Origin of the sequence: Murinocardiopsis flavida, assembly GCF_003014485.1 — a bacterium.
GTDB lineage: Bacteria > Actinomycetota > Actinomycetes > Streptosporangiales > Streptosporangiaceae > Murinocardiopsis > Murinocardiopsis flavida.
Genome location: NZ_PYGA01000017.1, coordinates 101,199 through 124,503, shown reverse-complemented (window position 1 = coordinate 124,503; position 23,305 = coordinate 101,199). Strand labels below are relative to the sequence as shown.

Here is a 23,305-nt window from a genome sequence, read left to right as displayed (position 1 = left end):
CCGCGGCGGTCTCCTCAGGGGCTCGCCGTGCCGGGGGTGCTGAAGGTGTCGAGCAGGTAGCCGGCCGCGCGGTCGACGGCGTAGTCCTGGATCGGGCCCCAGTACCAGGACGGGTCGAAGGTCCGGTCGTAGCGCAGGGTCCACGCCACTCTGGTCCCGCCGGGGGCCGCCGACCACTCCACCTCCGCCTCCCTCAGGTCCAACCAGCGGGCGAGTGTGTCGTCGTGGACCACGGTGAACAGGACGCGGCCGCCGTCGGGCCCGACGGCGCTCTCGGTGACGGCCAGGCGCATCGAGCGCGGTGTGGGCCGGGTGCCGATGCCGAGTGAGCGGCGCGGATTGAAGGCGACGGAGCGTTGGCCGCCCACGTGCAGGCCGGTCCCTTCGGCGGCGCGGGGCCGGGGGAACGGCAGCACGCGCAGGAACGCGGACTCGGGCTCGCTGTACTCGGGCTCCGCTGCGAGCGCGGCCGCCACCTCGTGCGGTGCGGCGGGGACGACGCGTTCGGCGCCGCCTTCGCTCGGCCGGGGCAGGTACTCGATCCCCGCGACGCCTTCGAGGCAGGCGGCGAGCAGCACGGGGACGGTGATCAGGGCGCTCATGCCCCGCTTGGACCGGTGCTCGTTCGCTGCGACGCCGACGAACAGCGCCACGAGGTAGAACAGCGGAGCCGCCATGAGCAGGCAGACCACCCCTTCGGCGAGCAGCGGGCCGGCGAGGGCGAGGCCGACGGTGACGGTCGCCATCGCCGTTCCGACCGCGCTGCGGGGCCGGGCCGCGACAACGACCGTCAGCGCGATCACGGCGGGCAGCCCGACGTAGAACAGCGCGGTCTGCTCCAGCCCGCCCTCGCTGAGCACCCGGTATCCGAGGTACCCGGCGAACAGCGCCAACAGCACCCCTGCGAGCACCAGTCGGCGCCTGCGGGACCGCGGCGCCTCAGGCGGATACCTCCACCGCCGCCCGTCCGCACCGCCGCTGTCGTCCTCCGTACCGCCGTGCCGCCCGGCGGTGTCCTCTGGGTCGCCCATCGCCGCCCCGCCTCCATTGACCAAGTGATTTAATCAGTTGATTAAACCACGTGATTAAACCGTACGATACGGATGGACCGACCGGGAAGGGCCCGGCCGGACCAGGGCGACGCGGGAGGACACGGACGGCTATGGGCACCACGGCAGCGAACACCCGGGGCTCCAGCGCCGAGACCCGCGACCGGCTCATCGACGCCGCCGGGCAGGTGCTCCGCCAGGAGGGCTACGCGAAGGCGTCGGCGCGCACGATCGCCGCCGCGGCGGGGGTCAATTCGGCGCTGGTCTTCTACCACTTCGGCGGGGTCGACCCGCTGCTGCTGGCCGCGCTGGACCGGTCGTCCGAAGAGCGCATGCTCATGCACCGCCCGGTGGCGGACGCCGCGCACACCGTCGAGCAGCTGGTCGAGGCCGCGGTGCTGATCTACCGCGCCGACGTCGAGGGCGGCCACCTCACCCTGTTCACCGAGCTCGTCGCCGCCAGCGTCAACAAGCCCGAACTGCGCCCCGAGATCAACCGCCGCGCGGACATGTGGCTGGAGTTCATCGAACAGACCTGGGAGCGGGTCGCGGGCGGTACGCCCCTCGGCCGGATGCTCCCCGCGCGCGAGGTCGCCTACGGCGCGATCACCTTCTACCTCGGGGTCAACCTGTTCTCCGTCCTGGACGAGGACGACAGCCGCACCGAGGCCGTGTTCGCCCTCGCCGGACGCATGGCGCCCCGCGCGAAACTGCTCACCATGCGGCTGCCGGGCACAGGGAGGGGACGCGGCGCCGGCGCCTGAGTACCGGGCGCGGTCAGGCCGGGGGCAACCGCAGCACCGCGAGCACCGCGCGGTGGTCGGTGCCGGGCACCTCGCTGACGCCCACACGTTCGACCCCGGCCCGCCGGTCGACCAGGACGTGGTCGATCGCCAGCCCCGGCACCGAGCGGTCCACCGGCCAGGTGGCGCGCCACCCGTCGCCGGTTGTGTCGGCGGCGTCGACGTAACCGGTGGCGATGACGTCGCGCAGAGCGGCGTGGTCGAGGGTGGCGTTGAGGTCGCCGGCGATCACCCGCAGGGGCCCGTCCGGTGTCGCCGGCGGGAGCGCGCCGACCGTGTCGGTCCACGGTCCCACGAGGTCGGCGGCGTACGGCGGGACCGTGTGCGCCGCGACCACCTCCACCGCGGCGCCGCCGGGCACCGTGAGCCGCGCCCGGGGATTGGGGAAGTGCTCGTCGGGCGGGCGGTCGGCCGCCTTCAGCGGGTACCGGGCGTAGATCGCGCCGCCCATCGCCCCTTCTGCGGACTCGTCGATCCCGTGGCCCAGCAGCCGGCCCAGCCCCGCGTCGGCCAGGCGGTCGACGGCCCGTGGGGTGACCTCCTGGAGGCTCAGCACATCGGCGTCCTCGGCGCGCACCAGGTCGACCACCGCCTCGGGGTCGGCCTCCCCGTAGAACATGTTGAGGGTCAGCACCCGCAGCTCCGGCCCCTGGGGACCCGGGGCGTCCGCCGCCGCAACGGCGCGCGGCACCACGGCCGACGCCAGCCCGAGCGCCACAGCGGCCGCCGCGGCAGCGGTCCGCCAGCGCCGCAGCAGCAGCGCGAACGCCAGCGGCACCACCGCGGTCGCCGCGGCGTAGGGCGTGAAGGCCAGCGCCGGGACCAGCGGGAAGCCGCGCTCCGCACCGGCGAGCCGCACGGCGCACCACACCGCCCACGGCACAACGGCGAGCACCACCGCCGCCGTGACCCACCGGCCGCCCCGGGCCGTTCGGCCGCTCACTGCGTACCCACCCCGCACCGCCCCCTCCGCCGGACCGCGACATCCGGCGCAGACTACCCGGCGCCCCGCCCGGCCCGGAAGCGCGTCGGCGCGGGCAGACTGGGACTCGGGTCGTACAGCGGCGCCCGGGGCGGGCGCCCCCGCGGCACCGAGGAGGAGGCACGAGTGTCCGGCACAGTGAGCGAAGGCGTGCACATCGCCGACGAGGTCGACATCCCGCGTGTCGACGACGGGCGGACGTGGGTCGCCGGGGCCGTCGTCATCGACGGCGCGGGGCGCGCCTTCACCCAGCGGCGCTCCCTTCAGCGCCGCCTGTTCCCCGGCTGCTGGGACGCCGTCGGCGGGCACGTGGAGCCCGGCGAGACCATGGTCGCCGCTCTGCGCCGGGAGATCGCCGAGGAGACCGGGTGGACCCTCACCCACATCCTCGCCGAGATCCACCGCCTGGTGTGGACCCCCGCCGACGGGGTGGCGCGCCACGAGGTCGACTACCTGGTCCGGGTCGACGGCGACCTCGACCGGCCGGCGCTGGAGCCCGGCAAGCACACCGAGTACGCGTGGATCGACGAGTCCCGCCTCGGGGTGCTCGAAACCGACCGCGACCCCGGCGACGCGTTCCTGCTGGACATCTACACCGGCGCGCTCCGGGCCGCCCGCCGGCTCGGCGCCTGAGGCGCGCCTCTCGGGGCGGTCCCTGTCAGCGGAGCGCGCGGAATGCCGCGGGGATGGCGCCGAGCAGGTCCGACGCCGAGATCGGCGCGCCCCCGCAGGCGAGCCGCGCCGCGAGGCCGTGCAGGTAGGCGCCGCACACGGCCGCATCGCGGGGCGCCAGGCCGGACGCGAGCATGGCGCCGATGAGCCCGGCGAGCACGTCGCCCGTCCCGGCGGTGGCCAGCAGCGGGGTCCCGGTCGGGTTCACGATCGCGGGGCGGCCGGGCTCCGCGATGATCGTCGTCGACCCCTTGAGCAGCACCGTGCACCCGAACTCGGCCGCGGCCCTGGTGGCGTGCGCCAGCCGCCGCGCCTCGATGTCGGCGCGGTCGACACCGGGCAGCAGCCGGGCGAGTTCCCCCGCGTGCGGTGTGAGGAGCGTGGGCGCTGAGCGGTCGCGCACCAGGTCCGGCTCTTCCGCGAGCAGGGTGATGGCGTCGGCGTCGAGCAGCACCGGCAGCCCGGTGCCGAGGACCGTCCGCAGCTCCACGACGGCGGCCGGGTGCAGGCCGCGGCCCGGCCCGACGACCCAGGCGGCGACCCGCTGCGGGAGGCCGGCCACCGGGTCGGTGGGTTCGAGCACCGTCGCGACGACCTCCGGCCAGCGGTCCAGCACCTTGGCGACCACACCGGCCTGCCCGGCGTAGCGGAGCATCCCCACCCCACCGCGCAGCGCACCGCCGACCGAGAGCACGGCCGCGCCACTGTATCGGTCGCTGCCGGAGGCCATGGCGAGCACGCCGCGCCGGTACTTGTCGGACTCCGCGCCGGGCCCCGGCAGCAGCGCGGCGATGTCGGCGGCCTGCGGCGACCGCACGTGGGCGGGCGGCAGCTCCGGCCCCAGCCCGATGTCGACGAGTTCGAGGACGCCGGCCCGGCCGGCGCCGGGGTCGATGAGCAGGCCCGGCTTGTAGCCGCCGAAGGTGACGGTCACATCGGCGCGCACCGCGGGCCCCTCGACCGCGCCGGTCCCGGCGTCCACCCCGCTCGGCAGGTCCACGGCGACGACGAGCGCCGCCGAGTCCGCCGCGTGCGCGGCGAGCGCCGCGTGCGGTTCGCGCAGGCCGCCGCGCCCGCCGATACCGAGCAGCCCGTCGACCACCAGGTCCGCGGCCGCGATCGCCGCCCGCGCATCGGCGCGGTCGGCCGACACGCGGCCCCCCGCGGCGCGCAGCGCGGCCAGGCCGCCCTCGTGGACCCGGTCGGCGGCGAGCACCGCCAGCACGGCGGCGCCGCGCCGCGCCAGCCGGGCCCCCGCGTACAGCGCGTCGCCGCCGTTGTCGCCGCTGCCGACGAGCAGCACCACCCGGGCGCCGTAGACCCGGGGCAGCAGCCGCGCGCACACGGCGGCGAGCCCGGCGGCGGCCCTCTGCATGAGGGCGCCCTCGGGGCCGCGCGCCATGAGCACGTCCTCGGCCTTGCGCACGGCTTCCACCGTGTATGCGTCCCGCACGCGGCCTCCCCGGTCGCACCCCGGGCGGCCCCGCGCCGCCCCGTCGTCCTCCAGGATCGCACCGGGGCGCCGGTGCCGCGCGGAGCGCCCCGCGGGCGCCCCGGTCAGGTCTTGCGCAACCGGACCCGGCGGACCTGGTGGTCCTCGCCCTTGTAGAGGACGAGGGTCGCGCGGGCCCGGGTCGGCCGGATGTTGTCGACCAGGTTGACCTCGTTGATGCCGCGCCAGGTCTGCAACGCGAACTCGCGCGCGGTGTCCTCGGGCACGGTGGTGGCCATGTCGTGGAAGTAGGACCGCGGGTCGGAGAACGCGGTGCGGCGCAGCTCGGAGAAGCGGTCCAGGTACCAGGAGCGGATGTGCTCGGTCTTGGCGTCGACGTAGATGGAGAAGTCGAAGAAGTCGGCGACGGCCAGCCGGTTCGCCGGCGGCGGCTGGAGCACGTTGATGCCCTCGACGATGAGGATGTCGGGGCGGTCGACCGTCTGCACGGCGCCCGGCACGATGTCGTAGGCGAGGTGCGAGTACACAGGGATGCGCAGCTGGGCGGCGCCGGCCTTCATCTCCGAGACGAATCGCACCAGGGCGCGCCGGTCGTAGCTCTCGGGGAACCCCTTGCGGTTCATGATGCCGCGCTGCTCCAGCACCGCGTTGGGGTACAGGAAGTTGTCGGTGCCGACCAGCTCGACGTTGGGGTGCTCCGGCCATTGGGCGAGGAGCCGGTGCAGCAGCCGGGCGGTGGTGGACTTGCCGACGGCGACGCTGCCCGCGATGCCGATGATGAAGGGGGCCGGCCGGTCGTCCTCGCCGAGGAACCCGCGGACCGCGCTGTGGCGCTGCCGGGTGGCCTTGACGTACAGGTTCAGCAGCCGCGACAGCGGCAGGTAGATGTCGCGGACCTCGTCGAGCGAGGTGGGGTCGGCCGTGCCGCGCAGCGCCTCCAGCTCGGACTCGGTGAGCGACAGCGGGGTCGCGGCACGCAGCGCCGCCCACGCGGGGCGGTCGAGCTCGACGTAGGGTGTTGATAACCCGTTCTTCATCGCTTGGGACACGTTCGCCCACACTAGACGAGGCGGCGCGGCAGCGGCCCCGGCGCCCCCGCGCCACGCCGCGGGCCGGGTCGGCGCGGCCGCCGCGCGGCGGCCGGTCCGCCGCCGTACGGGGCGTCCCGGTGCCAGAGGGAAATCCCGGTCACATTTCCGCGCGATCCGGTGATTCTCCCGCTGCCGCCCGCGGCGCTCCCCCGGCGCCCGCCCCCGGCCCTGACCTGCGCCAGCGACCCGCCGCCACCCCAGTGGTCTATACCGCCACCTGGGAATATCCGCAATGGTCTAGCACGTCGTTCGGCGCGTCGACCCGATTCACGGGCTACGCTGGCGGCCATGTGCGGAATCGTTGGCTACGTCGGGCCCCAACCGGCGCTGGATGTCGTTGTGGACGGCCTCGCGAGGCTCGAATACCGCGGGTACGACTCCGCGGGCGTCGCCGTCCTCTCCGAGGGCGTCCTCGAAACCGAGAAGAAGGCGGGCAAGCTCGTCAACCTGCGCTCGGTCCTTGAGGCCACGCCGCGCTCCGACGACGGCATCGGCATCGGGCACACGCGCTGGGCCACCCATGGCGCGCCCAACGACGTCAACGCCCACCCCCACGTCGACAACGACGCCAGGGTCGCCGTCATCCACAACGGGATCATCGAGAACTTCGCCGCCCTCCGGCTCGAACTGGAGGAGCAGGGCTGCGCGTTCACCTCCGAGACCGACACCGAGGTGACGGCCCACCTGCTCAGCCGCGAGCTCAAGGAGCGGGGCGACGGCGACCTCGCCGCCGCCATGCGCGCGGCCTGCCGGCGGCTCGAAGGGGCGTTCACCCTCGTCGCCATCTCCATCGACGACCCCGACCTCGTCGTCGCCGCCCGCCGCAACTCCCCGCTGGTCGTCGGCCGCGGCAAGGGCGAGAACTTCCTCGCGAGCGACGTCGCCGCGTTCATCGCCCACACCCGCGACGCCGTCGAACTCGGCCAGGACCAGGTCGTGGAGCTGCGGCCCGACTCCGTCACGGTCACCGACTACGACGGCGCCTCCGTCCCGGTGCGCGAGTACCACGTCGACTGGGACGCCTCGGCCGCCGAGAAGGGCGGCTACGAGTACTTCATGCTCAAGGAGATCGTGGAGCAGCCGCGCGCGGTCGCCGACACCCTCCTCGGCAGGGTCGGCGTCGAAGGCACCCTCACGCTCGACGAGATGCGGCTGTCGGCGCACGACCTGCGCGACATCTCCAAGATCGTCATCATCGCGTGCGGCACGTCCTACCACGCCGGCCTCATCGCCAAGTACAGCATCGAGCACTGGTGCCGCATCCCCTGCGAGGTCGAGGTCGCGAGCGAGTTCCGCTACCGCGATCCCATCCTCGACCGCCAGACCCTCGTCATCGCCATCTCCCAGTCCGGCGAGTCCATGGACACCCTGATGGCGGTCCGCTACGCACGCGAGCAGCGCGCCCGCGTCCTCGCCATCTGCAACGTCAACGGCTCCACCATCCCCCGCGAGTCCGACGGCGTCCTCTACACCCACGCCGGGCCCGAGGTCGGCGTGGCCGCGACCAAGACCTTCCTCACCCAGCTCATCGCCTGCTACCTGGTCGGCCTGTACCTCGCGCAGGTGCGCAACCAGAAGTTCGGCGACGAGATCAACGCGGTCATCGAGCAGCTCGCGAAGATGCCGGAGCAGGTGCAGCAGGTCCTCGACACCGTCGAACCGGTGCGCACCCTCGCCCGCTCCCTCAAGGACGCCAAGACCGTGCTGTTCCTCGGCCGCCACGTGGGTTACCCCGTGGCGATGGAAGGCGCGCTGAAACTCAAGGAACTCGCCTACATGCACGCCGAGGCGTTCGCCGCCGGCGAGCTCAAGCACGGTTCCATCGCGCTGATCGAGGACGGCGTGCCGGTCGTCATCGTCGTCCCCTCCCGCGAGGGGCGCGGCGTGCTGCACGACAAGATCCTCTCCAACATCCAGGAGATCCGCGCGCGCGGCGCCCGCACCATCGTAATCGCGGAGAAGGGCGACGACGCCGTGCGGCCGTTCGCCGACGAGCTCATCGAGATCCCCGCGGTGCCGACCCTGCTGCAACCGCTGGTGTCGACCGTGCCCATGCAGGTCTTCGCGTGCGAACTGGCCCTCGCCAAGGGCAACGACGTCGACCAGCCGCGCAACCTCGCCAAGAGCGTCACGGTGGAGTAGCCGACCAGGGGGCCGCCAAGGCCCGAACGCGCGGAGGGGCCGGATCCGGGATCCGGCCCCTCCGCGTCAGTTTCCGGCCACGACACCGGGGTTCGACGATCTTTCCCGCCGGGTACGTGCCGGGCGTACTGTCATCCCCTGTCCCCCTGACAACGCTGTGCGACCGCCGAACCACGGGACACGCGTTTCGCGCCGCGGGTCTCCCGCACCTGATCAGTAGCTTGCTACGTGTGCCTACCCGATGCGGCGCCCACCAGAAAGGCCGTACCCAATGTCCGCCAACCGCCTCCGATGGTGCGGTACCGCCGCACCTCTCGTCCTCATGCTCGTCGCGCTCCCCGCTGCGCAGGCCGCCGCCGCACCAGGCGACGGCATCGGCGACCCCTACTTCCCCAGCTACGGCAACACCGGTTACAACGTCTCGCACTACGACGTGCGGCTCGACTACCGGCCCAAGACCGATGTGCTCAGCGGCACCACGACCATCATCGCCCGCGCCACCGAGGACATCGACGCGTTCACCCTCGACTTCCTCCTGGACGTCGACTCGGTGCGGGTCAACGGCCGAAAGGCCGAGCACAAGCGCGTCGGCGAGCACAAGGTCCAGGTCACACCGGCCTCGGACCTGGACGAAGGCGAAAAGCTGACCGCGGTGGTCAAGTACGCCGACAAGCCCTCCTCCTACGAGTACAAGGGCATCAGCGGATGGATCCGGACCGCCGACGGCGCCGTGGCACTCGGCCAGCCCGAAGTGTCGTGGTGGTGGTATCCGGCCAACGACCACCCGCTCGACAAGGCAAGCTTCGACCTGCGGATGTCCGTGCCCAAGGGCCTCCAGGCCATCAGCGTCGGCAGGTCGACCGGCGTCCAGCACCGGGGCGACAAGAGCATCTACACCTGGCGCCAGTCCGAACCGCAGGCGACCTACCTCGCGACCGTCGCGATCGGCGCGTTCGAGATCACCCAGGAGGAGAGCACGGGCGGCCTGCCGGTGCTCAGCGCCTACGGCAAGAGCCTCGGCGACACCGCGGGGCCGGCGCGGGCCAGCGTGGAGCGCACCGCCGAGATCACCGAGTTCCAGGAGACCCAGTTCGGGCCGTACCCGTTCGACGCCCTCGGCGGCATCGTGCCCGACGCCGACATCGGGTTCGCGCTGGAGACCCAGACCCGGCCGGTCTACGACCCGGGCTTCTTCGCGGCCGGTTCCAACACCTACGTCGTCGCCCACGAGCAGGCGCACCAGTGGTTCGGCGACGACGTCTCCGTGACCGGCTGGGACGACATCTGGATCAACGAGGGCTTCGCCAGCTACGCCGAATGGCTCTGGTCGGAGAACGAAGGCGAGGGCACGGCGCAGGAACTCGCCGACTTCACCTACCACTCCTACCCGGCCGACGACCCCTTCTGGCAGGTCGAACCGGGCGACCCGGGCGCCGACAACGTGTTCCACCCGGCCGTCTACGACCGCGGCGCGCTCGCCGTGCACGCACTGCGCAACGAGGTCGGCGACGACGACTTCTTCACGATCCTCCAGACCTGGACCGAGGACAACGCCGGCGGCAACGCCACCGTCGCGGACTTCATCGCCCTGTCCGAGAAGGTCTCGGGCAAGCAGCTCGACGCACTGTTCGACACCTGGCTGTACACCAAGGGGCGCCCTGAGCTCAACGCGGCCGGACGCACGGCCGTCGAGAGCCGCTCGGCCCCCGCCGAACCGAAGTCCTGGGACACCATCCAGCGGACCCACGAGCGGATCCACGCCCACGGGTCGCACTGACCCGGATCGACAGCAGCGGACACAATCGTGCCGCCCGCGCTCCGAGGAGCGCGGGCGGCACGCGATGGATTCGGCGCGGGGAGGGTGCTCAGCCCAGGGCCGACCGCACCACCCCGGCGAGGCGGTCGGCGACCTCGCGGGCGTGGGACTCCGCCGTGGCCTCGACCATGACCCGCACCATGGGCTCGGTCCCGCTCGGCCGGATGAGCACCCGGCCGGTCTCGCCGAGCTCGGTCTCGGCCTTCGTGACGGCCTCGGCGAGCTCCACCGAGGACTTCGTCCGGTTCTTGTCGACGTCGCGGACGTTCACCAGCACCTGCGGCAGCCGGGTCATGACCTTCGCCAGCTCCGCCAGCGCCAGGCCGCGCCGGTTCATCGCGCCGAGCAGGTTCAGGCCGGTGAGCAGCCCGTCGCCGGTACTCGCGTGGTCGAGCAGGACCACGTGGCCGGACTGCTCGCCGCCGAGCGAGAACGAGCCGGCCCGCATGGCCTCCAGCACGTAGCGGTCGCCCACCGGGGTCTCCACGACGGTCACCCCCGCCTCGCGCATGGCGAGCTTGAGTCCCAGGTTGGACATGACGGTGACGACGAGCGTGTCGTCGACGAGCCGCCCCGCCTCCTGGAGCTCCAGGGCGAGGACGGCGAGGATCTGGTCGCCGTCGACAACGGTGCCGTCGGCCGCGACGGCGAGGCAGCGGTCGGCGTCGCCGTCGTGCGCGATGCCGGCGTCGGCGCCGTGCTCGCGCACGGCGGCCTGGAGGGTCTCCAGGTGGGTCGAGCCGCAGCCCTCGTTGATGTTCAACCCGTCGGGGCGGTCGCCGATGGCGATGACCTCGGCCCCCGCGCGGCGCATGGCCTCGGGCGCCACGGCGGTGGCGGCGCCGTTGGCGCAGTCGACCACCACGCGCAGCCCGTCGAGCCGGTTCGGCAGCGAGTCGACCACGTGGGCGATGTAGCGCTCGGCGCCGTCGGACGCCTCGCTGACCCGGCCCACATCGGCGCCCACCGCACCCTCGACCGAGTGCGCCAGCCCGGCCTCGATCTCGTCCTCGACGGCGTCGGGCAGCTTGTGCCCGCCGCGCGCGAAGAACTTGATGCCGTTGTCGGGCGCCGGGTTGTGGCTGGCGGACAGCATCACACCGAAATCGGCGCCGAGCGCGTCGGTCAGGTAGGCGACAGCAGGGGTCGGCAGCACGCCGAGCCGGACCACGTCGACGCCGGCCCCCGCGAGCCCGGCCGTGACGGCGGCCTCCAGGAACTCCCCTGAGGCGCGGGGGTCGCGGCCGACGACGGCCAGCGGCCGGGCGCCGGTGTGCTCGCCGCCGCACAGCACGCGCGCGGCCGCTGCGGACAGATCCAATGCCAAGGAGGCGGTGAGGTCGCGCCCGGCGACCCCCCTGACCCCGTCAGTGCCAAACAACCGAGCCACGTAACGAACGTCCTTCTCGCGAGGGGACAGCAGAGGAAAGGGATGGGGTCACAACGCCGGCGGACCCCGGACGGGATGCGTCCCTCCACACCGAGTACACCGGAACAACCGCGTTGGAAACAGCTATGGCCCGCACTGGCCACCCGTCCGCGAGGACGGGTGACCGGCGGGCCGTGGCGCGGCGACCGACGAGCATCGGAGAGGGCACGTGAACGGCGCCCTGGGATGCGGTCGTTACCGCTTGGAGTACTGCGGGGCCTTGCGGGCCTTCTTGAGACCGGCCTTCTTCCGCTCCACCTCGCGGGAGTCGCGGGTGAGGTAGCCGGCCTTCTTCAGCGGCGGGCGGTTGTGCTCGGGGTCGAGGCCGGCCAGCGCACGGGCGATGCCGTGGCGCAGCGCGCCGGCCTGCCCGCTGGGGCCGCCGCCGTTGAGGCGGGCGAAGACGTCATATGCGCCCTCGAAGCCCAGGGTGACCAGCGGGTCCTTGATGAGCTGCTGGTGCACCTTGTCGGGGAAGGCCACCTCGAGCGCCTTGCCGTTGATCTTCCACTCCCCGCCGCCCGGGGTGATGCGCACGCGGGCGACGGCCTGCTTGCGGCGACCGGTGCCGGCGCCGGGGCCGGAGGCGGTCGGGACGTAGGCGGCACCGGCCTCGTCGGGCGACTCGCTGGTGTACTCGGCCGGGAACTCCTCGGGGTTCTCCCCGGTCTCCTGGACGACGTCTTCGATGCCGGTGGGCTCGACCACGGTTCTCCTCGTACTTCCTTTAGGTCTCGCGTAAAGCCTAAGCGGGCTGCTGGATCTTGGGGATTTCGAACGGCACCGGCTGCTGGGCCTGGTGCGGGTGCTCCGCCCCCGCGTACACCTTGAGCTTCTTCGCCATCTCACGGCCGAGGGAGTTCTTCGGGAGCATGCCCTTCACGGCCTTCTCGACCGCGCGCTCGGGGTGCTTGGCCATCAGCTCGCTGTAGGCGACGGAACGCAGACCGCCCGGGTAACCGGAGTGCCGGTAAGCCCGCTTCTGCTCCAGCTTGTGACCGGTCAGCGCCACCTTGTCGGCATTCACGATGATCACGAAGTCACCGGTGTCGATGTGGGGCGCGTAGTAGGGCTTGTTCTTGCCTCGGAGCAGCGTGGCGACGTGGCTGGCCAGCCGGCCGAGCACGAGATCGCTGGCGTCGATGACGTGCCACTGACGCTGGACATCGCTGGGCTTGGGGCTGAATGTGCGCACGATCGTATGCCTTCGTCTCAGTCGGCGGTGTCCATCCCCGCGAGCGGGGATGGGGAACTCGTATTTCTGGGCCGGGCCGCCCGCAAGGTGGGGCCCGCCCGGTGGTTGAGTGCGCAGACGGTGCTGCGTGATCGGCGCCCAGCGAGGAAAGCGGGAACCCACGGCAAACTCAACGCACAACGACGGAGCATCATATCGATCGAATACGCCGCATGTCAAAACGACCCATGATTCCCGACCTTCGAGCCATGGGCCCCACGCTGGCCGCACTGCGATCCGTGAATACTCCTACTCCATTATGCCTTGTTCTGCGAGTGCTCGCGCCGGTCCGCGGGCCCGAACCCCGAGCGCAGGCCGCCACCGCCGCGCCACCGCCGCGCGGCGCCCGCACCAGCGGGGCCCCGGCCGCCCAGGACGCCCCAATGCGGCGTTCGCGGACGATTCGCCCCATAGCATGCCGCCGTCGGCGGGGCGGACGCTAGAGTCGTAGGCGGGCCACCCGCGGATTCCGATCCCGCGGCCGCCCCGCATTCCGCCCCGGGCAGGGAGCAGCCGCGCAAGCGGGCTCAGGAACCGGGTGCGCCACGTTCGCGGCACATACCTGCACGACATCGCACCCGCCGCCCGATGGACAGCCTCCGGAGTCTCGTCATCGCACCGCATTCGAACGATCCCAATGACGGCAGAGCCGATCACGGCGAGCAGCCGCCCCGGCCCGAGCAGCCGGGCGCGGTGGCTCCACAGGGCGAGGACCGGCCGGCCCGGCCCGACCTCCAGCACCCGCAGGCCCCTGGGCCGCAGCAGGGCGCCGCACCGAGCGGCGGGCAGCGTCCTCCGCAGCGGCCCGCGTGGCACGGCGGCCAGGGCGCACCCCAAGGCGCGCCGTACCCTCCGCAGCCCCCTGCGCCGCAGCAGGGCCGTCCGGGGGCACCGGCGCCGCCGCCCGGCGCCGCGCAGCCGCCCCACGGCCCGCCGACCGGCGGGCAGCAGCCCCACCGGCCCGCCCCGACCGGCGGCCAACAGCCCCACAGCCCCGCACCCACCGGCGGGCAGCAACCGCCCCACGGCGCTCCCACCGGCGGGCAGCAGCCGTTCCGCGGGCCGCAGCAGCCCGGCAGCCCGGGCTACGGCCCGCCGCCGGGCGGGCAGGCACCGAGCGGACAGGCGCCGCCCCCGACCGGCGGACAGGCCTCGTACCGGGTCCCCACCGGCGGGCAGCGGCCGCAGGGCGCACCCCAGGCCCCGCAAGGGCGCCCGCCCGCTGGCGGGCCGCCGAACGCACCCGCCCCCGGAGGACCACCGCAGGCGCGCCCCGCCCTCGGTCCCGGCACCGCGGGCCCGGGCGGGCCGCCGCACGCCGCACCGACCGGCGGGCAGCAGGCGTTCCCGCACGGACGGCCCGGCGCCCCGGGGCCCCCTCCGGGCGGCCCGCAGGGCCCGCCCGCCGGGGCACCCCAGCAGGGACCGCCGCAGCCCGGCCCACAGCAACCCGGCCAGCAGCAGCCCCGGCCGCAGCGCCCCGCATGGCACGGCCAGGGCCCGGCGCAGCCCTCCGGCGCGCAGCAGCCCATCCAGGGCCGCGTGCTCCCGCCCGGCGGCGCCGCTCCGCCCGACCCCGGCGGCTACCCCGCCTCGGCCGACGCGTCCACCCAGAACATCGCGGCCGTGGGCGGTGCCGGCACCGCCGGTCCCGCCGGTCCCGACGGCGCCACGCAGAACATCTCCGCCATAGGCGACGACGAGTTCGGCGGGCTCCAGATGTTCCGCGACGAAGGATCCGGCTCGGGCGTCGGCGACACCGCGCAGATCGACATCTCGGGCTTCGACGACCTCGACGACCGCTCCCGGCACGCCGGGTCGTCCTCGCTCGGCCGGATGCTGCTCTACGCCGGCGGCTTCGTGCTGCTGCTCGGGGCCGCCGGCACCGGCGCCTACCTGTTCGCCAGCGGCGGCCTCGGCACGGGCGGGGGATACGACGCCAACCGGGTCGCGAACGAATCCGCCGACACCGGCGCACTGACGATCGAGGAGTTGTTCCCCGAGAAGGAGATCACGCTCGGCGGCGAGGCGTTCACCCTCGTCAACACCGACGAGACCGACAAGTGCGACACAGCGGCGAACGGCGACTTCGGCGCGGCCCTCACCGAGAACGAGTGCCGCCAGGTCGTGCGCGCGTCCTACGTCAACGAGGACAAGAGCCGCGCCGTCACCATCGGTGTCGCGGCGATGTCCGACGCCGACAACGCCACCGCCGTCGAGGAGGCCATGGACCTCGAATCCGCCCAGTACTTCGCCGGGCTGCGCGGCAAGGAGGGCAGCGGCAGCGAGCGCCTCGCCACCGCGGGCGGCCACGCCAACGGGTCCCGGTGGGGCCGCTACGTCGTCTTCTCCCTCGCGGCGAACGACGACGGCCGCACCCCGCAGGGCACCGACGCCGAACTCGCCGAGACGGGCGAGGACGGCGCCGAACTCCCCCTTGCCGCGCTGGGCGAGCGCGCCAAGGGCTGAACCGCAGGGCGCACCCCCGCAGCCGCGCCCGAGGGCGCGTCAGTGACTGCTGGGGTACCGGTCCGGCTTTCGGCCGAGAGGATGTGCTTCGGTGGTCGCTGCTGCGCAGCAGCGACCACCGAAGCACATCCTGACCGGGCAGGCCAGGCCGGTACCCCAGCAGCCGCTCAGGCGCCCGGCAGGGCGCGCACCCTGCGGGTTGCCGCCGCCCGCCGCGCCAGCTCGTCGTCCGGCGGGTAGCGCACCTCCTCCAGGCACAGCCCGTGCGGCGCCACCACGTGCACAGCGGAGTCCCGCACGCCTGCATCGAGGACCCTGCCCGGCCACTCCGTGCCGCGCCGCCCGTCGCCCACCGCCAGCAGCGCGCCGACGAGGGCCCGGACCATGTTGTGGCAGAACGCGTCGGCCTGGACCGTCGCCTCGTAGCCGTGCTCCGACACAGCGGCCCAGTCGAACCGCAGCAGTTCCCTGATGGTCGTGGCGCCCTCCCGCTTGCGGCAGAACGCGGCGAAGTCGTGCTCTCCCACGAGCCCGGCGGCGGCCTCGTTCATGCGCTCCCGGTCCAGCGGGCGCCGGTGCCACAGGACGTCGCGGCGGCGCAGCGGATCGACCCCGCCAGGGGCGTCGCTCACCCGGTACACGTAGCGCCGGTACAGCGGCGAGAACCGGGCGGAGAACCCCTCCGGCGCCGCGCCGACCCGCGCCACCCGGACATCGGGCGGCAGCACCCCGGCGAGCCGCCGCAGCAGCCGGTCGCCCTCTGCCGCCCACACCTCGGCGGGCACGTCCACCTCGCCGACCTGGCCCCGCGCGTGGACCCCGGCGTCGGTGCGCCCGGCGCACGTCACCTGCGGCTCGCGGGCGAGCCGCAGGACACGGCCCAGCGCCTCCTGGAGGGTGCCCTGGACGGTGCGCAGCCCCGGCTGGCTCGCCCAGCCGGAGAAGTCCGTGCCGTCGTAGGAGATGTCCAGACGCAGCCGGACCTGCGGCCCATCGTTCACGCGTACTCCCGTGGCTGGTAACAGCAAGTGCCCGGCCCCGCGACGGGGACCGGGCACCTGCGGCGGTAGAGCGGCGACTACTTCTTGTCGTCGGCCTCGCCGCGCGCGTCTTCGGCGCGCTGCTCGGCGTCGGCGGCCGTGTCGACCGCAGCCTCAGCCGCCTCTTCCGGCTTCTCCTCGACGGCCTCTTCGGCCTTGTCGGACGCTGCCGCGGCCTCGGCCTCGGCGACCTCCGCAGCGGCGTCGGCGGCGGCCGCCGACCTCGGTGCGGCCTGCGCGGTCCTGACGGGCGCACCCGCCAGGGCCTCGACCAGCTCGATCACTGCCATGGGCGCGTTGTCGCCCTTGCGCGGGCCGAGCTTGGTGATGCGGGTGTAGCCGCCCTGGCGGTTCTCGAAGCGCGGGCCGATCGCGGTGAAGAGCTCGTGAACGACGCTCTTGTCGTGGATCGACCGCATGACCTGACGGCGCGCGTGCAGGTCGCCCCGCTTGCCGAGGGTGATCATCTTTTCGGCGAACGGGCGCAGCCGCTTGGCCTTGGCCTCAGTGGTCTTGATACGACCGTGCTGGAACAGCGAGGTCGCCAGGTTCGCCAGCATGAGCCGCTCATGAGCCGGACCGGCTCCCAGGCGGGGCCCCTTCGTTGGCGTGGGCATCGTGTGGTTCTCCTAGAAAAGCGGTTCTCGACCTGGCACTCGGCCGTGAACCTCTGCGACGAGTCTTGGGGTATCAGTACTGCTCGGTCTCGACGTAGGACTCCTCGTCCCCGTCGTCCGAACCGTAGGAGTCGGCCGCCGTGCTCGGGTCGAATCCGGGCGGGGAGTCCTTGAGCGACAGGCCCATGTCGACGAGCTTCTGCTTGACCTCGTCGATGGACTTCGCCCCGAAATTCCTTATATCCAACAGGTCCTGCTCGGAGCGGGCGACGAGCTCGCCGACGCTGTGGATTCCCTCGCGCTTGAGGCAGTTGTAGGAACGGACCGTCAGGTTCAGGTCCTCGATCGGCAGCGCCAGGTCCGCGGCGAGCGCGGCGTCGGTCGGCGACGGGCCCATGTCGATGCCTTCGGCGTCGACGTTGAGCTCGCGCGCCAGGCCGAACAGCTCGACCAGGGTCTTGCCGGCGCTCGCCACCGCGTCGCGGGGGCGGATCGAGGGCTTGCTCTCGACGTCGAGGATCAGCCGGTCGAAGTCGGTGCGCTGCTCGACACGCGTGGCCTCGACCTTGTAGGTGACCCGCAGGACCGGCGAGTAGATCGAGTCGATCGGGATGCGACCGATCTCCTGGCCCGGCTGCTTGTTCTGGGTCGCCGAGACGTAACCGCGGCCGCGCTCGACCGTCAGCTCCATCTCCAGCTTGCCCTTGCTGTTCAGGGTCGCGATGTGGAGGTCGGGGTTGTGCACCTCGACGCCCGCCGGCGGAGCGATGTCGGCGGCGGTCACCACACCCGGGCCCTGCTTGCGGAGGTACATCAGGACCGGCTCGTCGTGCTCCGAGGAGACGACGAGGCCCTTGAGGTTCAGGATGACCTCGGTGACGTCCTCTTTGACGCCGGGCACGGTGGTGAACTCGTGCTCGACACCCTCGATGCGCAGGCTGGTGACCGCGGCACCGGGGATGGACGACAGCAGGGTACGACGCAGCGAGTTGCCGATGGTGTAACCGAAACCCGGCTCCAGGGGTTCGACGACGAACTTGGAGCGGTGCTCGGAGATCGTCTCCTCGGACAGCGAAGGTCGCTGAGCGATCAGCATGATCCGTATTCCTTTCCCACGGCCGCCCGCTATATGACGGCCACTGGCGGGCCCCGCGGACGCGGGGCCCTCAATCAACTACTACCTCGTACGGCCGGATCCACACCGCACCCTCGGCGGGCGGGCCGGACACGGCCTGGCGGCGCGCGCCTTCGTTCGGGTCAGACCCGGCGGCGCTTGGGCGGACGGCACCCGTTGTGCGGGGTGGGCGTGACGTCCTGGATGGAGCCCACTTCGAGGCCGGTGGCCTGGAGCGAGCGGATGGCGGTCTCGCGGCCGGAGCCGGGACCCTTGACGAAGACGTCGACCTTGCGGACGCCGTGCTCCTGCGCGCGGCGGGCGGCGGCCTCGGCCGCCATCTGCGCGGCGTACGGGGTGGACTTGCGCGAGCCCTTGAACCCGACCTGCCCGGAACTCGCCCACGCGATCACCGCACCGGTGGGGTCGGTGATGCTCACGATCGTGTTGTTGAACGTGCTCTTGATGTGAGCATGCCCGTGGACGATATTCTTCTTCTCTTTGCGACGCACCTTGCGCGCTGCGCCCTGACGGCCCTTAGGCGGCATTCCTGAAAACTCCCAAGATCATCGGTCCGTTGGCTTTCCCGGACACTGCGAGAAACTGCTGGGTCCGGACGGACTACTTCTTGCCGACCTTCTTCTTGCCGGCCACGGTCTTCTTCTTGCCCTTGCGGGTACGCGCGTTGGTCTGCGTGCGCTGACCGTGCACGGGAAGGCCGCGGCGGTGGCGGATGCCCTGGTAGCACCCGATCTCCATCTTGCGGCGGATGTCGGCCTGCACCTCACGACGCAGGTCGCCCTCGACCTGGTAGTTCGCTTCGATCCAGTCGCGCAGCTTCACGAGCTCGTCCTCGCCGAGCGCGTGGACGCGGGTGTCGGGGTTGACGCCCGTGTTCTCAAGGGCGGCGCGGGAGCTGGTGCGCCCGATTCCGAAAATGTAGGTGAGAGCGATCTCGACCCGCTTGTCGCGGGGTAGATCGACGCCTGCGATGCGTGCCATCTGGGCGATCTCCTTCACATGGCTGCGGAGGTCTGTCCCGTCCCGAGATCCTCTCGTCGCCCAATCGACGAGGCCCCGGCCTCCGACCGGGGGTGGTTCCCCCGCTGCGGGCCCGAAAGGGCCCCGAGGGAATCGGGACAGGATTTACGTGTACTTCGATCGGTCGCCGCCAGAACATCCGTTCCGGCGGCGGCGTGCGCCAAAAGAGCGGGGGTACTAGCCCTGCCGCTGCTTGTGCCGCGGGTCTGAGCAAATGACCATGATCCGGTTGTTGCGGCGGATCACGCGGCACTTGGCGCAGATCTTCTTGACGCTCGGCTTGACCTTCATTGTGGCTCCGTACTCGGTGCCCGGCCCCGGACCGACCCCATGGGCGGGGCGGCGGGGTCGCGGACTACTTGTAGCGGTAAACGATGCGCCCGCGCGTGAGGTCGTACGGGCTCAGCTCCACGACGACGCGGTCGTCGGGGAGGATGCGGATGTAGTGCATCCGCATCTTGCCGCTGATGTGGGCGAGGACCTTGTGCCCGTTGTCGAGCTCTACTCGGAACATAGCGTTGGGCAGGGACTCGATAACGGAGCCCTCGATCTCGATGGCGCCGTCTTTCTTGGCCATATCCTCCACGCTCGTTCATCACTAGGTTGATGGAATCGACCCGACGCGTTCTCCAGCCTCGTTGACGAGGGTCACCAAGGCACGAGCGCGACTGCTCGCCCATAACCATAAGGAGTGTGAACACTGGAAGATCAGGTCAACTGCACTAGCATACGTCGACGCGGTGAATGATCGCGAATTCCGGCAGCCTGACCCAACAGCCCGCGTGTGGGCGGACCAAGTCTACCCGCTCGCCGACGCTGCCGACGCCATGGCCCGCGGCCGGGCCGCAGTGCGCCGTCAGCCCTACCAGTCGACGTCGCTGCGCCGCGTGGCGACCACGCCGATGGTGATGAACGCCATGACGATCCCCCACGGGCCGAGCACCCACAGGAACCACGGGTACCCCGAACTCGCGCCGGTGAGCAGCAGGATCAGCCAGATGGAGAAGCAGAGCGTGTTGACGCCGCCCCACAGCACCCACGGGATGATCAGCGCGGGGTCGCGCGCGACACCGGCCGCCGACGTGCCGTGCGCCGGACGCTGCGCGGGGCGCTGCGGGGTCTCCTTCGGCAGTGCGGCAAGGTCGCGCTCAGGCAGGTCCTCCGTGAGGGCTTCGAGCTCGCCGCGGGTACGCGCCTGATAGGCGCCTTCCAACCGCTCGCTGAACTCGTCGTTCTCCAACCGGCCGTCGGCGAAGTGGTCTTGGAGGAGCTTCGCCACCCGGTCGCGGTCGGAATCGGACGCCCGCAGCTCCGGGGAGATCTCGGACATTCCCGCTCCATCCTCAGCAACCGCTCGTCTACTGCCCCGTACAGCACATCATAGTGCGTACCAAGGCTAGCCTCAGTAGCCCGGCGGCCCGGGAGCATCGGGGAACGTGCGGCCCCCTACCCGCCCCCTACCGCGACACTGGGCCTATGGCGGGGACACGACAGGCAGCGGAACACGGCCGAAGGAGAACGGGTCAGAACCCGGGGTCGGGCAGGCCCATCGCGGCGATCTTCGCGCGGTTCTCCGTGCGCGCGGTCAGCACCAGCGGCCCTTCGGGCGTGATGGCGACCGAATGCTCGAAGTGCGCGGAGCGCGCGCCGTCGCGGGTGACCACCGTCCAGCCGTCGGCCAGTTGCACCCAGTGCCGGCTGCCGCGGTTCACCATGGGCTCGATGGCGAGGCACATGCCCTCGACCAGCGGGATGCCGTCGCCCCGCTTGCCGTAGTTGAGCACGTGCGGATCCATGTGCATCTCCGTCCCGATGCCGTGGCCGCCGTACTCGCGCACGTTGCCGAACCGGCCCTGGGAGCGGATGTAGGAGTCGATGGCGTGTCCGATGTCGCCGAGCCGCTTGCCGGGCCGCATGGCGTCGATACCGCGCCACATCGACTCCTCGCACACCGCCATGACGGCGGCGTCGCCCTCGGCCGGCGTGCCGACCGCCACCGTGATGGCGGAGTCGCCGTGCCAGCCCTCGAGGATCGCGCCGCAGTCGATGGAGATGATGTCGCCCTCGGCGAGCACCCGGGCATGGCCCGGGATGCCGTGCACGATCTCCTCGTTCACCGACGCGCAGATGGAGCCGGTGAACCCCTGGTAGCCCTTGAACGACGGGACGGCCCCGGCGTCGCGGATGCTCTGCTCGGCGATGGCGTCCAGGTCGAGGGTCGTCATCCCCGGCTGGACGGCCGCCCGCAGCGTGTCGAGCGTCGCGGCGACGATCCGGCCGGCCGCCCGCATCCGCTGGATCTCGGCCGGGGTCTTGAGCTGCACCTCGGGTGCCGTCTTGCGGAACATCAGCCGAATGCGCCGTCGCGCAGGGCACTCTTGGCGCGGCCGGTGACGTCCTCGACGGAGCCGGTGGCCTGGATGGTGGCCAGGATGCCCTTGGCGTCGTAGAACGACACCAGCGGGGCGGTCTGCTCCCGGTAGACCTCCAGGCGGTGCCGGATGGTCTCCTCGCGGTCGTCGTCGCGCTGGAACAGCTCGCCGCCGTCGACGTCGCAGACGCCGTCGCGCGCCGGCGGGTCGAACAGCACGTGCTGCACGTGCCCGCAGGAGCGGCAGGTGCGCCGCCCGGAGAGCCGCTTGACGACCTCCTCCTCGTCGACCTTCAACTCGAGGACGACGTCGAGGCTGCGCTCGGTCTCCTTGAGCATCGCGTCGAGGGTCTCGGCCTGGGCGACGTTGCGCGGGAAGCCGTCGAGCAGGAACCCGTCGCGGGCGTCGTCCTCGGCGAGCCGGTCGCGCACCATGGCGTTGGTGACCTCGTCGGGGACGAGGTCACCGCGGTCCATGAACGACTTCGCCCGCTTGCCGAGCTCGGTGCCGCCACTGACGTTGGCACGGAAGATGTCGCCAGTGGACACCTTCGGAATTGACAGTTCTGTCGCCAGGATCTGGGCCTGGGTACCCTTGCCGGCCCCCGGAGGTCCCACCAGTACGGCACGCATCTATCGCAGAAAACCTTCGTAGTTCCTCTGCTGGAGGTGAGACTCGATCTGCTTCACCGTGTCCAGCCCGACACCGACCATGATCAGGATGCTCGTACCGCCGAACGGGAAGCTCGCGTTCGCACCCGAGGCCCCCAGCGCCATCATCGGCAGCAGAGCGATCAGACCCAGATACAGCGAGCCGGGGGTCGTCAGCCGGGTGAGCACGTAGTCGAGGTACTCGGCGGTCGGACGCCCCGGCCTGATGGCTGGGATGAACCCACCGTACTTCTTCATGTTGTCGGCCACTTCAGTGGGGTTGAACGTAATGGCGACGTAGAAGAACGCGAACCCGACGATCAGCACGAAGAACGTGGCCATGTAGACCGGATGTGTGCCGTTGGGGTTGAAGTAGGTCGAGAGGAACTTCACGACCGGGTGGTTGGAGTCCTGGCCGATGAGCCCGATCGCGAGCTGCGGCAGGTACAGCAGCGAGGACGCGAAGATGACCGGGATCACACCCGCCTGGTTCACCTTCAGCGGGATGTAGGTCGAACTGCCGCCGTACATGCGGCGGCCCACCATCCGCTTGGCGTATTGCACGGGGATGCGGCGCTGCGCCTGCTCGATGAACACCACGCCCGCGATGAGGATCAGGCCGGCGACGATGATGAGGGCGAACACCCACTCGCTCTGCTCCTCCCAGATCCGCATGATCGAGGAGGGGAACGCGGCGACGATGCTCGCGAAGATCAGCAGCGACATGCCGTTGCCGACACCCCGCTCGGTGATGAGCTCACCGAACCACATGACGATGCAGGTGCCCGCCGTCATGGTCAGCACCATGGTGACCAGGGTCGGGATCGACTGATCGGGCATGTACTGGGCCGGTTGGCAACTGCCCTGGAAGAGCTGCCCCGTTCGGGCCATCGCGATGATGCTGGTCGCCTGGAGCACGGCGAGGCCGAGGGTCAGATAACGCGTGTACTGCGTGATCTTCGACTGACCGGCCTGCCCCTCCTTCTTCAGCGACTCCAGCCGCGGGATGACCACGGTCAGCAGGTTCAGGATGATGCTCGCGGTGATGTACGGCATGATGCCGGTCGCGAAGACCGCGAGCTGAAGCAGCGCACCGCCGCTGAACAGGTTCACCAGCGAATAGATGCCGGACTCATCAGCCGCCTGCACGTTTTGCAGGCACTGCTTGATCGCAGCGGAGTCGACGCCCGGCGCGGGCACGACCGAACCGATGCGGAAGACGGTCAGGATGAAAATGGTGAACAGCAGCTTGTTACGCAGGTCGGGCGTGCGGAACGCACGGACGAACGCACCTAGCACGTCTCCTCCTGCGAGGCTTCGGCGGCGGGACC

Annotated in this window: 23 protein-coding genes; 5 read left to right on the top strand and 18 right to left on the bottom strand. The window is 71.7% G+C overall.

What is annotated here, in order from left to right:
• Nucleotides 1–14 precede the first annotated feature (14 nt).
• Nucleotides 15–1,031 (bottom strand): hypothetical protein, encoded by a 1,017-nt coding sequence (locus CLV63_RS22645; protein ID WP_245928985.1) that lies wholly within the window; start codon nucleotides 1,029–1,031, stop codon nucleotides 15–17.
• 131 nt (nucleotides 1,032–1,162) lie between these two features.
• On the opposite strand from CLV63_RS22645, the gene CLV63_RS22640 reads away from it, so the two are divergent.
• Nucleotides 1,163–1,813, top strand: a complete 651-nt coding sequence (locus CLV63_RS22640) for a TetR/AcrR family transcriptional regulator (RefSeq protein WP_106585195.1) — start codon at nucleotides 1,163–1,165, stop codon at nucleotides 1,811–1,813.
• Between the two features lie 13 nt (nucleotides 1,814–1,826).
• Here the strand turns inward: CLV63_RS22640 and CLV63_RS22635 are convergent, their stop codons facing one another.
• On the bottom strand, nucleotides 1,827–2,795 hold the full coding sequence (locus tag CLV63_RS22635) for an endonuclease/exonuclease/phosphatase family protein (protein WP_106585194.1): 969 nt from the start codon (nucleotides 2,793–2,795) through the stop codon (nucleotides 1,827–1,829).
• 165 nt (nucleotides 2,796–2,960) lie between these two features.
• On the opposite strand from CLV63_RS22635, the gene CLV63_RS22630 reads away from it, so the two are divergent.
• Nucleotides 2,961–3,467, top strand: a complete 507-nt coding sequence (locus CLV63_RS22630; protein ID WP_394339800.1) for an NUDIX domain-containing protein — start codon at nucleotides 2,961–2,963, stop codon at nucleotides 3,465–3,467.
• 25 nt (nucleotides 3,468–3,492) lie between these two features.
• Here CLV63_RS22630 and CLV63_RS22625 read toward each other — a convergent pair whose 3' ends face one another.
• Both CLV63_RS22625 and coaA read right to left on the bottom strand, forming a co-directional pair.
• Nucleotides 3,493–4,959, bottom strand: coding sequence for an NAD(P)H-hydrate dehydratase (locus CLV63_RS22625; protein WP_106585193.1), 1,467 nt, complete (start codon nucleotides 4,957–4,959; stop codon nucleotides 3,493–3,495).
• 104 nt (nucleotides 4,960–5,063) lie between these two features.
• Entirely contained in the window at nucleotides 5,064–5,996 is a 933-nt protein-coding gene (gene coaA, locus CLV63_RS22620) for a type I pantothenate kinase (RefSeq protein WP_106585192.1), read from the bottom strand.
• Nucleotides 5,997–6,338: 342 nt separating this feature from the next.
• Between coaA and glmS the strand changes: the two genes are divergently transcribed.
• The gene (gene glmS / locus CLV63_RS22615; protein ID WP_106585191.1) at nucleotides 6,339–8,192 is read left to right on the top strand and encodes a glutamine--fructose-6-phosphate transaminase (isomerizing); all 1,854 of its coding nucleotides are present in this window, start codon (nucleotides 6,339–6,341) and stop codon (nucleotides 8,190–8,192) included.
• 271 nt (nucleotides 8,193–8,463) lie between these two features.
• On the top strand, nucleotides 8,464–9,969 hold the full coding sequence (locus tag CLV63_RS22610; protein ID WP_211301422.1) for a M1 family metallopeptidase: 1,506 nt from the start codon (nucleotides 8,464–8,466) through the stop codon (nucleotides 9,967–9,969).
• 88 nt (nucleotides 9,970–10,057) lie between these two features.
• On the opposite strand, the gene glmM is transcribed toward CLV63_RS22610, so the two are convergent.
• The 3 genes from glmM to rplM all read right to left on the bottom strand — a co-directional run bounded on the left by glmM (nucleotide 10,058) and on the right by rplM (nucleotide 12,632).
• Nucleotides 10,058–11,398: a phosphoglucosamine mutase gene (glmM, locus tag CLV63_RS22605; RefSeq protein ID WP_106585189.1), complete on the bottom strand. Its 1,341-nt coding sequence runs from the start codon at nucleotides 11,396–11,398 to the stop codon at nucleotides 10,058–10,060.
• Between the two features lie 234 nt (nucleotides 11,399–11,632).
• Complete coding sequence (rpsI, locus tag CLV63_RS22600) at nucleotides 11,633–12,145, bottom strand: 30S ribosomal protein S9 (RefSeq protein ID WP_106585188.1); 513 nt, start codon at nucleotides 12,143–12,145, stop codon at nucleotides 11,633–11,635.
• Between the two features lie 37 nt (nucleotides 12,146–12,182).
• Nucleotides 12,183–12,632, bottom strand: coding sequence for a 50S ribosomal protein L13 (rplM, locus tag CLV63_RS22595; RefSeq protein WP_106585187.1), 450 nt, complete (start codon nucleotides 12,630–12,632; stop codon nucleotides 12,183–12,185).
• Nucleotides 12,633–14,213: 1,581 nt separating this feature from the next.
• Here rplM and CLV63_RS34680 point away from each other — a divergent pair.
• Nucleotides 14,214–15,140, top strand: coding sequence for a hypothetical protein (locus CLV63_RS34680; RefSeq protein WP_245928984.1), 927 nt, complete (start codon nucleotides 14,214–14,216; stop codon nucleotides 15,138–15,140).
• Between the two features lie 167 nt (nucleotides 15,141–15,307).
• Here CLV63_RS34680 and truA read toward each other — a convergent pair whose 3' ends face one another.
• From truA to secY, 11 genes are all read right to left on the bottom strand, one after another.
• Nucleotides 15,308–16,141 (bottom strand): tRNA pseudouridine(38-40) synthase TruA, encoded by an 834-nt coding sequence (truA, locus tag CLV63_RS22585; protein WP_245928983.1) that lies wholly within the window; start codon nucleotides 16,139–16,141, stop codon nucleotides 15,308–15,310.
• 77 nt (nucleotides 16,142–16,218) lie between these two features.
• Complete coding sequence (rplQ, locus tag CLV63_RS22580) at nucleotides 16,219–16,797, bottom strand: 50S ribosomal protein L17 (RefSeq protein WP_106585185.1); 579 nt, start codon at nucleotides 16,795–16,797, stop codon at nucleotides 16,219–16,221.
• Nucleotides 16,798–16,870: 73 nt separating this feature from the next.
• Nucleotides 16,871–17,893 (bottom strand): DNA-directed RNA polymerase subunit alpha, encoded by a 1,023-nt coding sequence (locus tag CLV63_RS22575; protein WP_106585184.1) that lies wholly within the window; start codon nucleotides 17,891–17,893, stop codon nucleotides 16,871–16,873.
• Between the two features lie 161 nt (nucleotides 17,894–18,054).
• The gene (rpsK, locus tag CLV63_RS22570; protein WP_106585183.1) at nucleotides 18,055–18,459 is read right to left on the bottom strand and encodes a 30S ribosomal protein S11; all 405 of its coding nucleotides are present in this window, start codon (nucleotides 18,457–18,459) and stop codon (nucleotides 18,055–18,057) included.
• Between the two features lie 73 nt (nucleotides 18,460–18,532).
• Nucleotides 18,533–18,913 carry a 30S ribosomal protein S13 gene (gene rpsM, locus CLV63_RS22565; RefSeq protein ID WP_106585258.1) on the bottom strand — a complete coding sequence of 127 codons (381 nt, stop codon included), beginning with the start codon at nucleotides 18,911–18,913 and terminating at the stop codon, nucleotides 18,533–18,535.
• A 216-nt stretch (nucleotides 18,914–19,129) separates the two neighbouring features.
• The gene (rpmJ, locus tag CLV63_RS22560; RefSeq protein WP_106585182.1) at nucleotides 19,130–19,243 is read right to left on the bottom strand and encodes a 50S ribosomal protein L36; all 114 of its coding nucleotides are present in this window, start codon (nucleotides 19,241–19,243) and stop codon (nucleotides 19,130–19,132) included.
• A 64-nt stretch (nucleotides 19,244–19,307) separates the two neighbouring features.
• Nucleotides 19,308–19,529, bottom strand: coding sequence for a translation initiation factor IF-1 (gene infA / locus CLV63_RS22555; RefSeq protein ID WP_017593374.1), 222 nt, complete (start codon nucleotides 19,527–19,529; stop codon nucleotides 19,308–19,310).
• A 285-nt stretch (nucleotides 19,530–19,814) separates the two neighbouring features.
• Entirely contained in the window at nucleotides 19,815–20,282 is a 468-nt protein-coding gene (locus tag CLV63_RS22550; protein ID WP_106585181.1) for a DUF1707 domain-containing protein, read from the bottom strand.
• 193 nt (nucleotides 20,283–20,475) lie between these two features.
• Entirely contained in the window at nucleotides 20,476–21,300 is an 825-nt protein-coding gene (map, locus tag CLV63_RS22545; protein WP_106585180.1) for a type I methionyl aminopeptidase, read from the bottom strand.
• Nucleotides 21,300–21,956, bottom strand: a complete 657-nt coding sequence (locus tag CLV63_RS22540) for an adenylate kinase (RefSeq protein ID WP_106585179.1) — start codon at nucleotides 21,954–21,956, stop codon at nucleotides 21,300–21,302. The genes map and CLV63_RS22540 overlap by 1 nt, the downstream gene beginning before the upstream one ends.
• The gene (gene secY / locus CLV63_RS22535; RefSeq protein ID WP_106585178.1) at nucleotides 21,957–23,273 is read right to left on the bottom strand and encodes a preprotein translocase subunit SecY; all 1,317 of its coding nucleotides are present in this window, start codon (nucleotides 23,271–23,273) and stop codon (nucleotides 21,957–21,959) included.
• Nucleotides 23,274–23,305 lie beyond the last annotated feature (32 nt).

Bases quoted from the DNA above. Each gene is read 5' to 3' on its own strand.
- CLV63_RS22645 (WP_245928985.1), bottom strand. From the start codon at position 1,031: ATGGGCGACCCAGAGGACACCGCCGGGCGGCACGGCGGTACGGAGGAC.
- CLV63_RS22640 (WP_106585195.1), top strand. From the start codon at position 1,163: ATGGGCACCACGGCAGCGAACACCCGGGGCTCCAGCGCCGAGACCCGC.
- coaA (WP_106585192.1), bottom strand. From the start codon at position 5,996: ATGAAGAACGGGTTATCAACACCCTACGTCGAGCTCGACCGCCCCGCG.
- glmS (WP_106585191.1), top strand. From the start codon at position 6,339: ATGTGCGGAATCGTTGGCTACGTCGGGCCCCAACCGGCGCTGGATGTC.
- CLV63_RS22610 (WP_211301422.1), top strand. From the start codon at position 8,464: ATGTCCGCCAACCGCCTCCGATGGTGCGGTACCGCCGCACCTCTCGTC.
- rplQ (WP_106585185.1), bottom strand. From the start codon at position 16,797: ATGCCCACGCCAACGAAGGGGCCCCGCCTGGGAGCCGGTCCGGCTCAT.
- CLV63_RS22575 (WP_106585184.1), bottom strand. From the start codon at position 17,893: ATGCTGATCGCTCAGCGACCTTCGCTGTCCGAGGAGACGATCTCCGAG.
- rpsK (WP_106585183.1), bottom strand. From the start codon at position 18,459: ATGCCGCCTAAGGGCCGTCAGGGCGCAGCGCGCAAGGTGCGTCGCAAA.
- rpsM (WP_106585258.1), bottom strand. From the start codon at position 18,913: ATGGCACGCATCGCAGGCGTCGATCTACCCCGCGACAAGCGGGTCGAG.
- rpmJ (WP_106585182.1), bottom strand. From the start codon at position 19,243: ATGAAGGTCAAGCCGAGCGTCAAGAAGATCTGCGCCAAGTGCCGCGTG.
- infA (WP_017593374.1), bottom strand. From the start codon at position 19,529: ATGGCCAAGAAAGACGGCGCCATCGAGATCGAGGGCTCCGTTATCGAG.
- CLV63_RS22550 (WP_106585181.1), bottom strand. From the start codon at position 20,282: ATGTCCGAGATCTCCCCGGAGCTGCGGGCGTCCGATTCCGACCGCGAC.
- map (WP_106585180.1), bottom strand. From the start codon at position 21,300: ATGTTCCGCAAGACGGCACCCGAGGTGCAGCTCAAGACCCCGGCCGAG.
- CLV63_RS22540 (WP_106585179.1), bottom strand. From the start codon at position 21,956: ATGCGTGCCGTACTGGTGGGACCTCCGGGGGCCGGCAAGGGTACCCAG.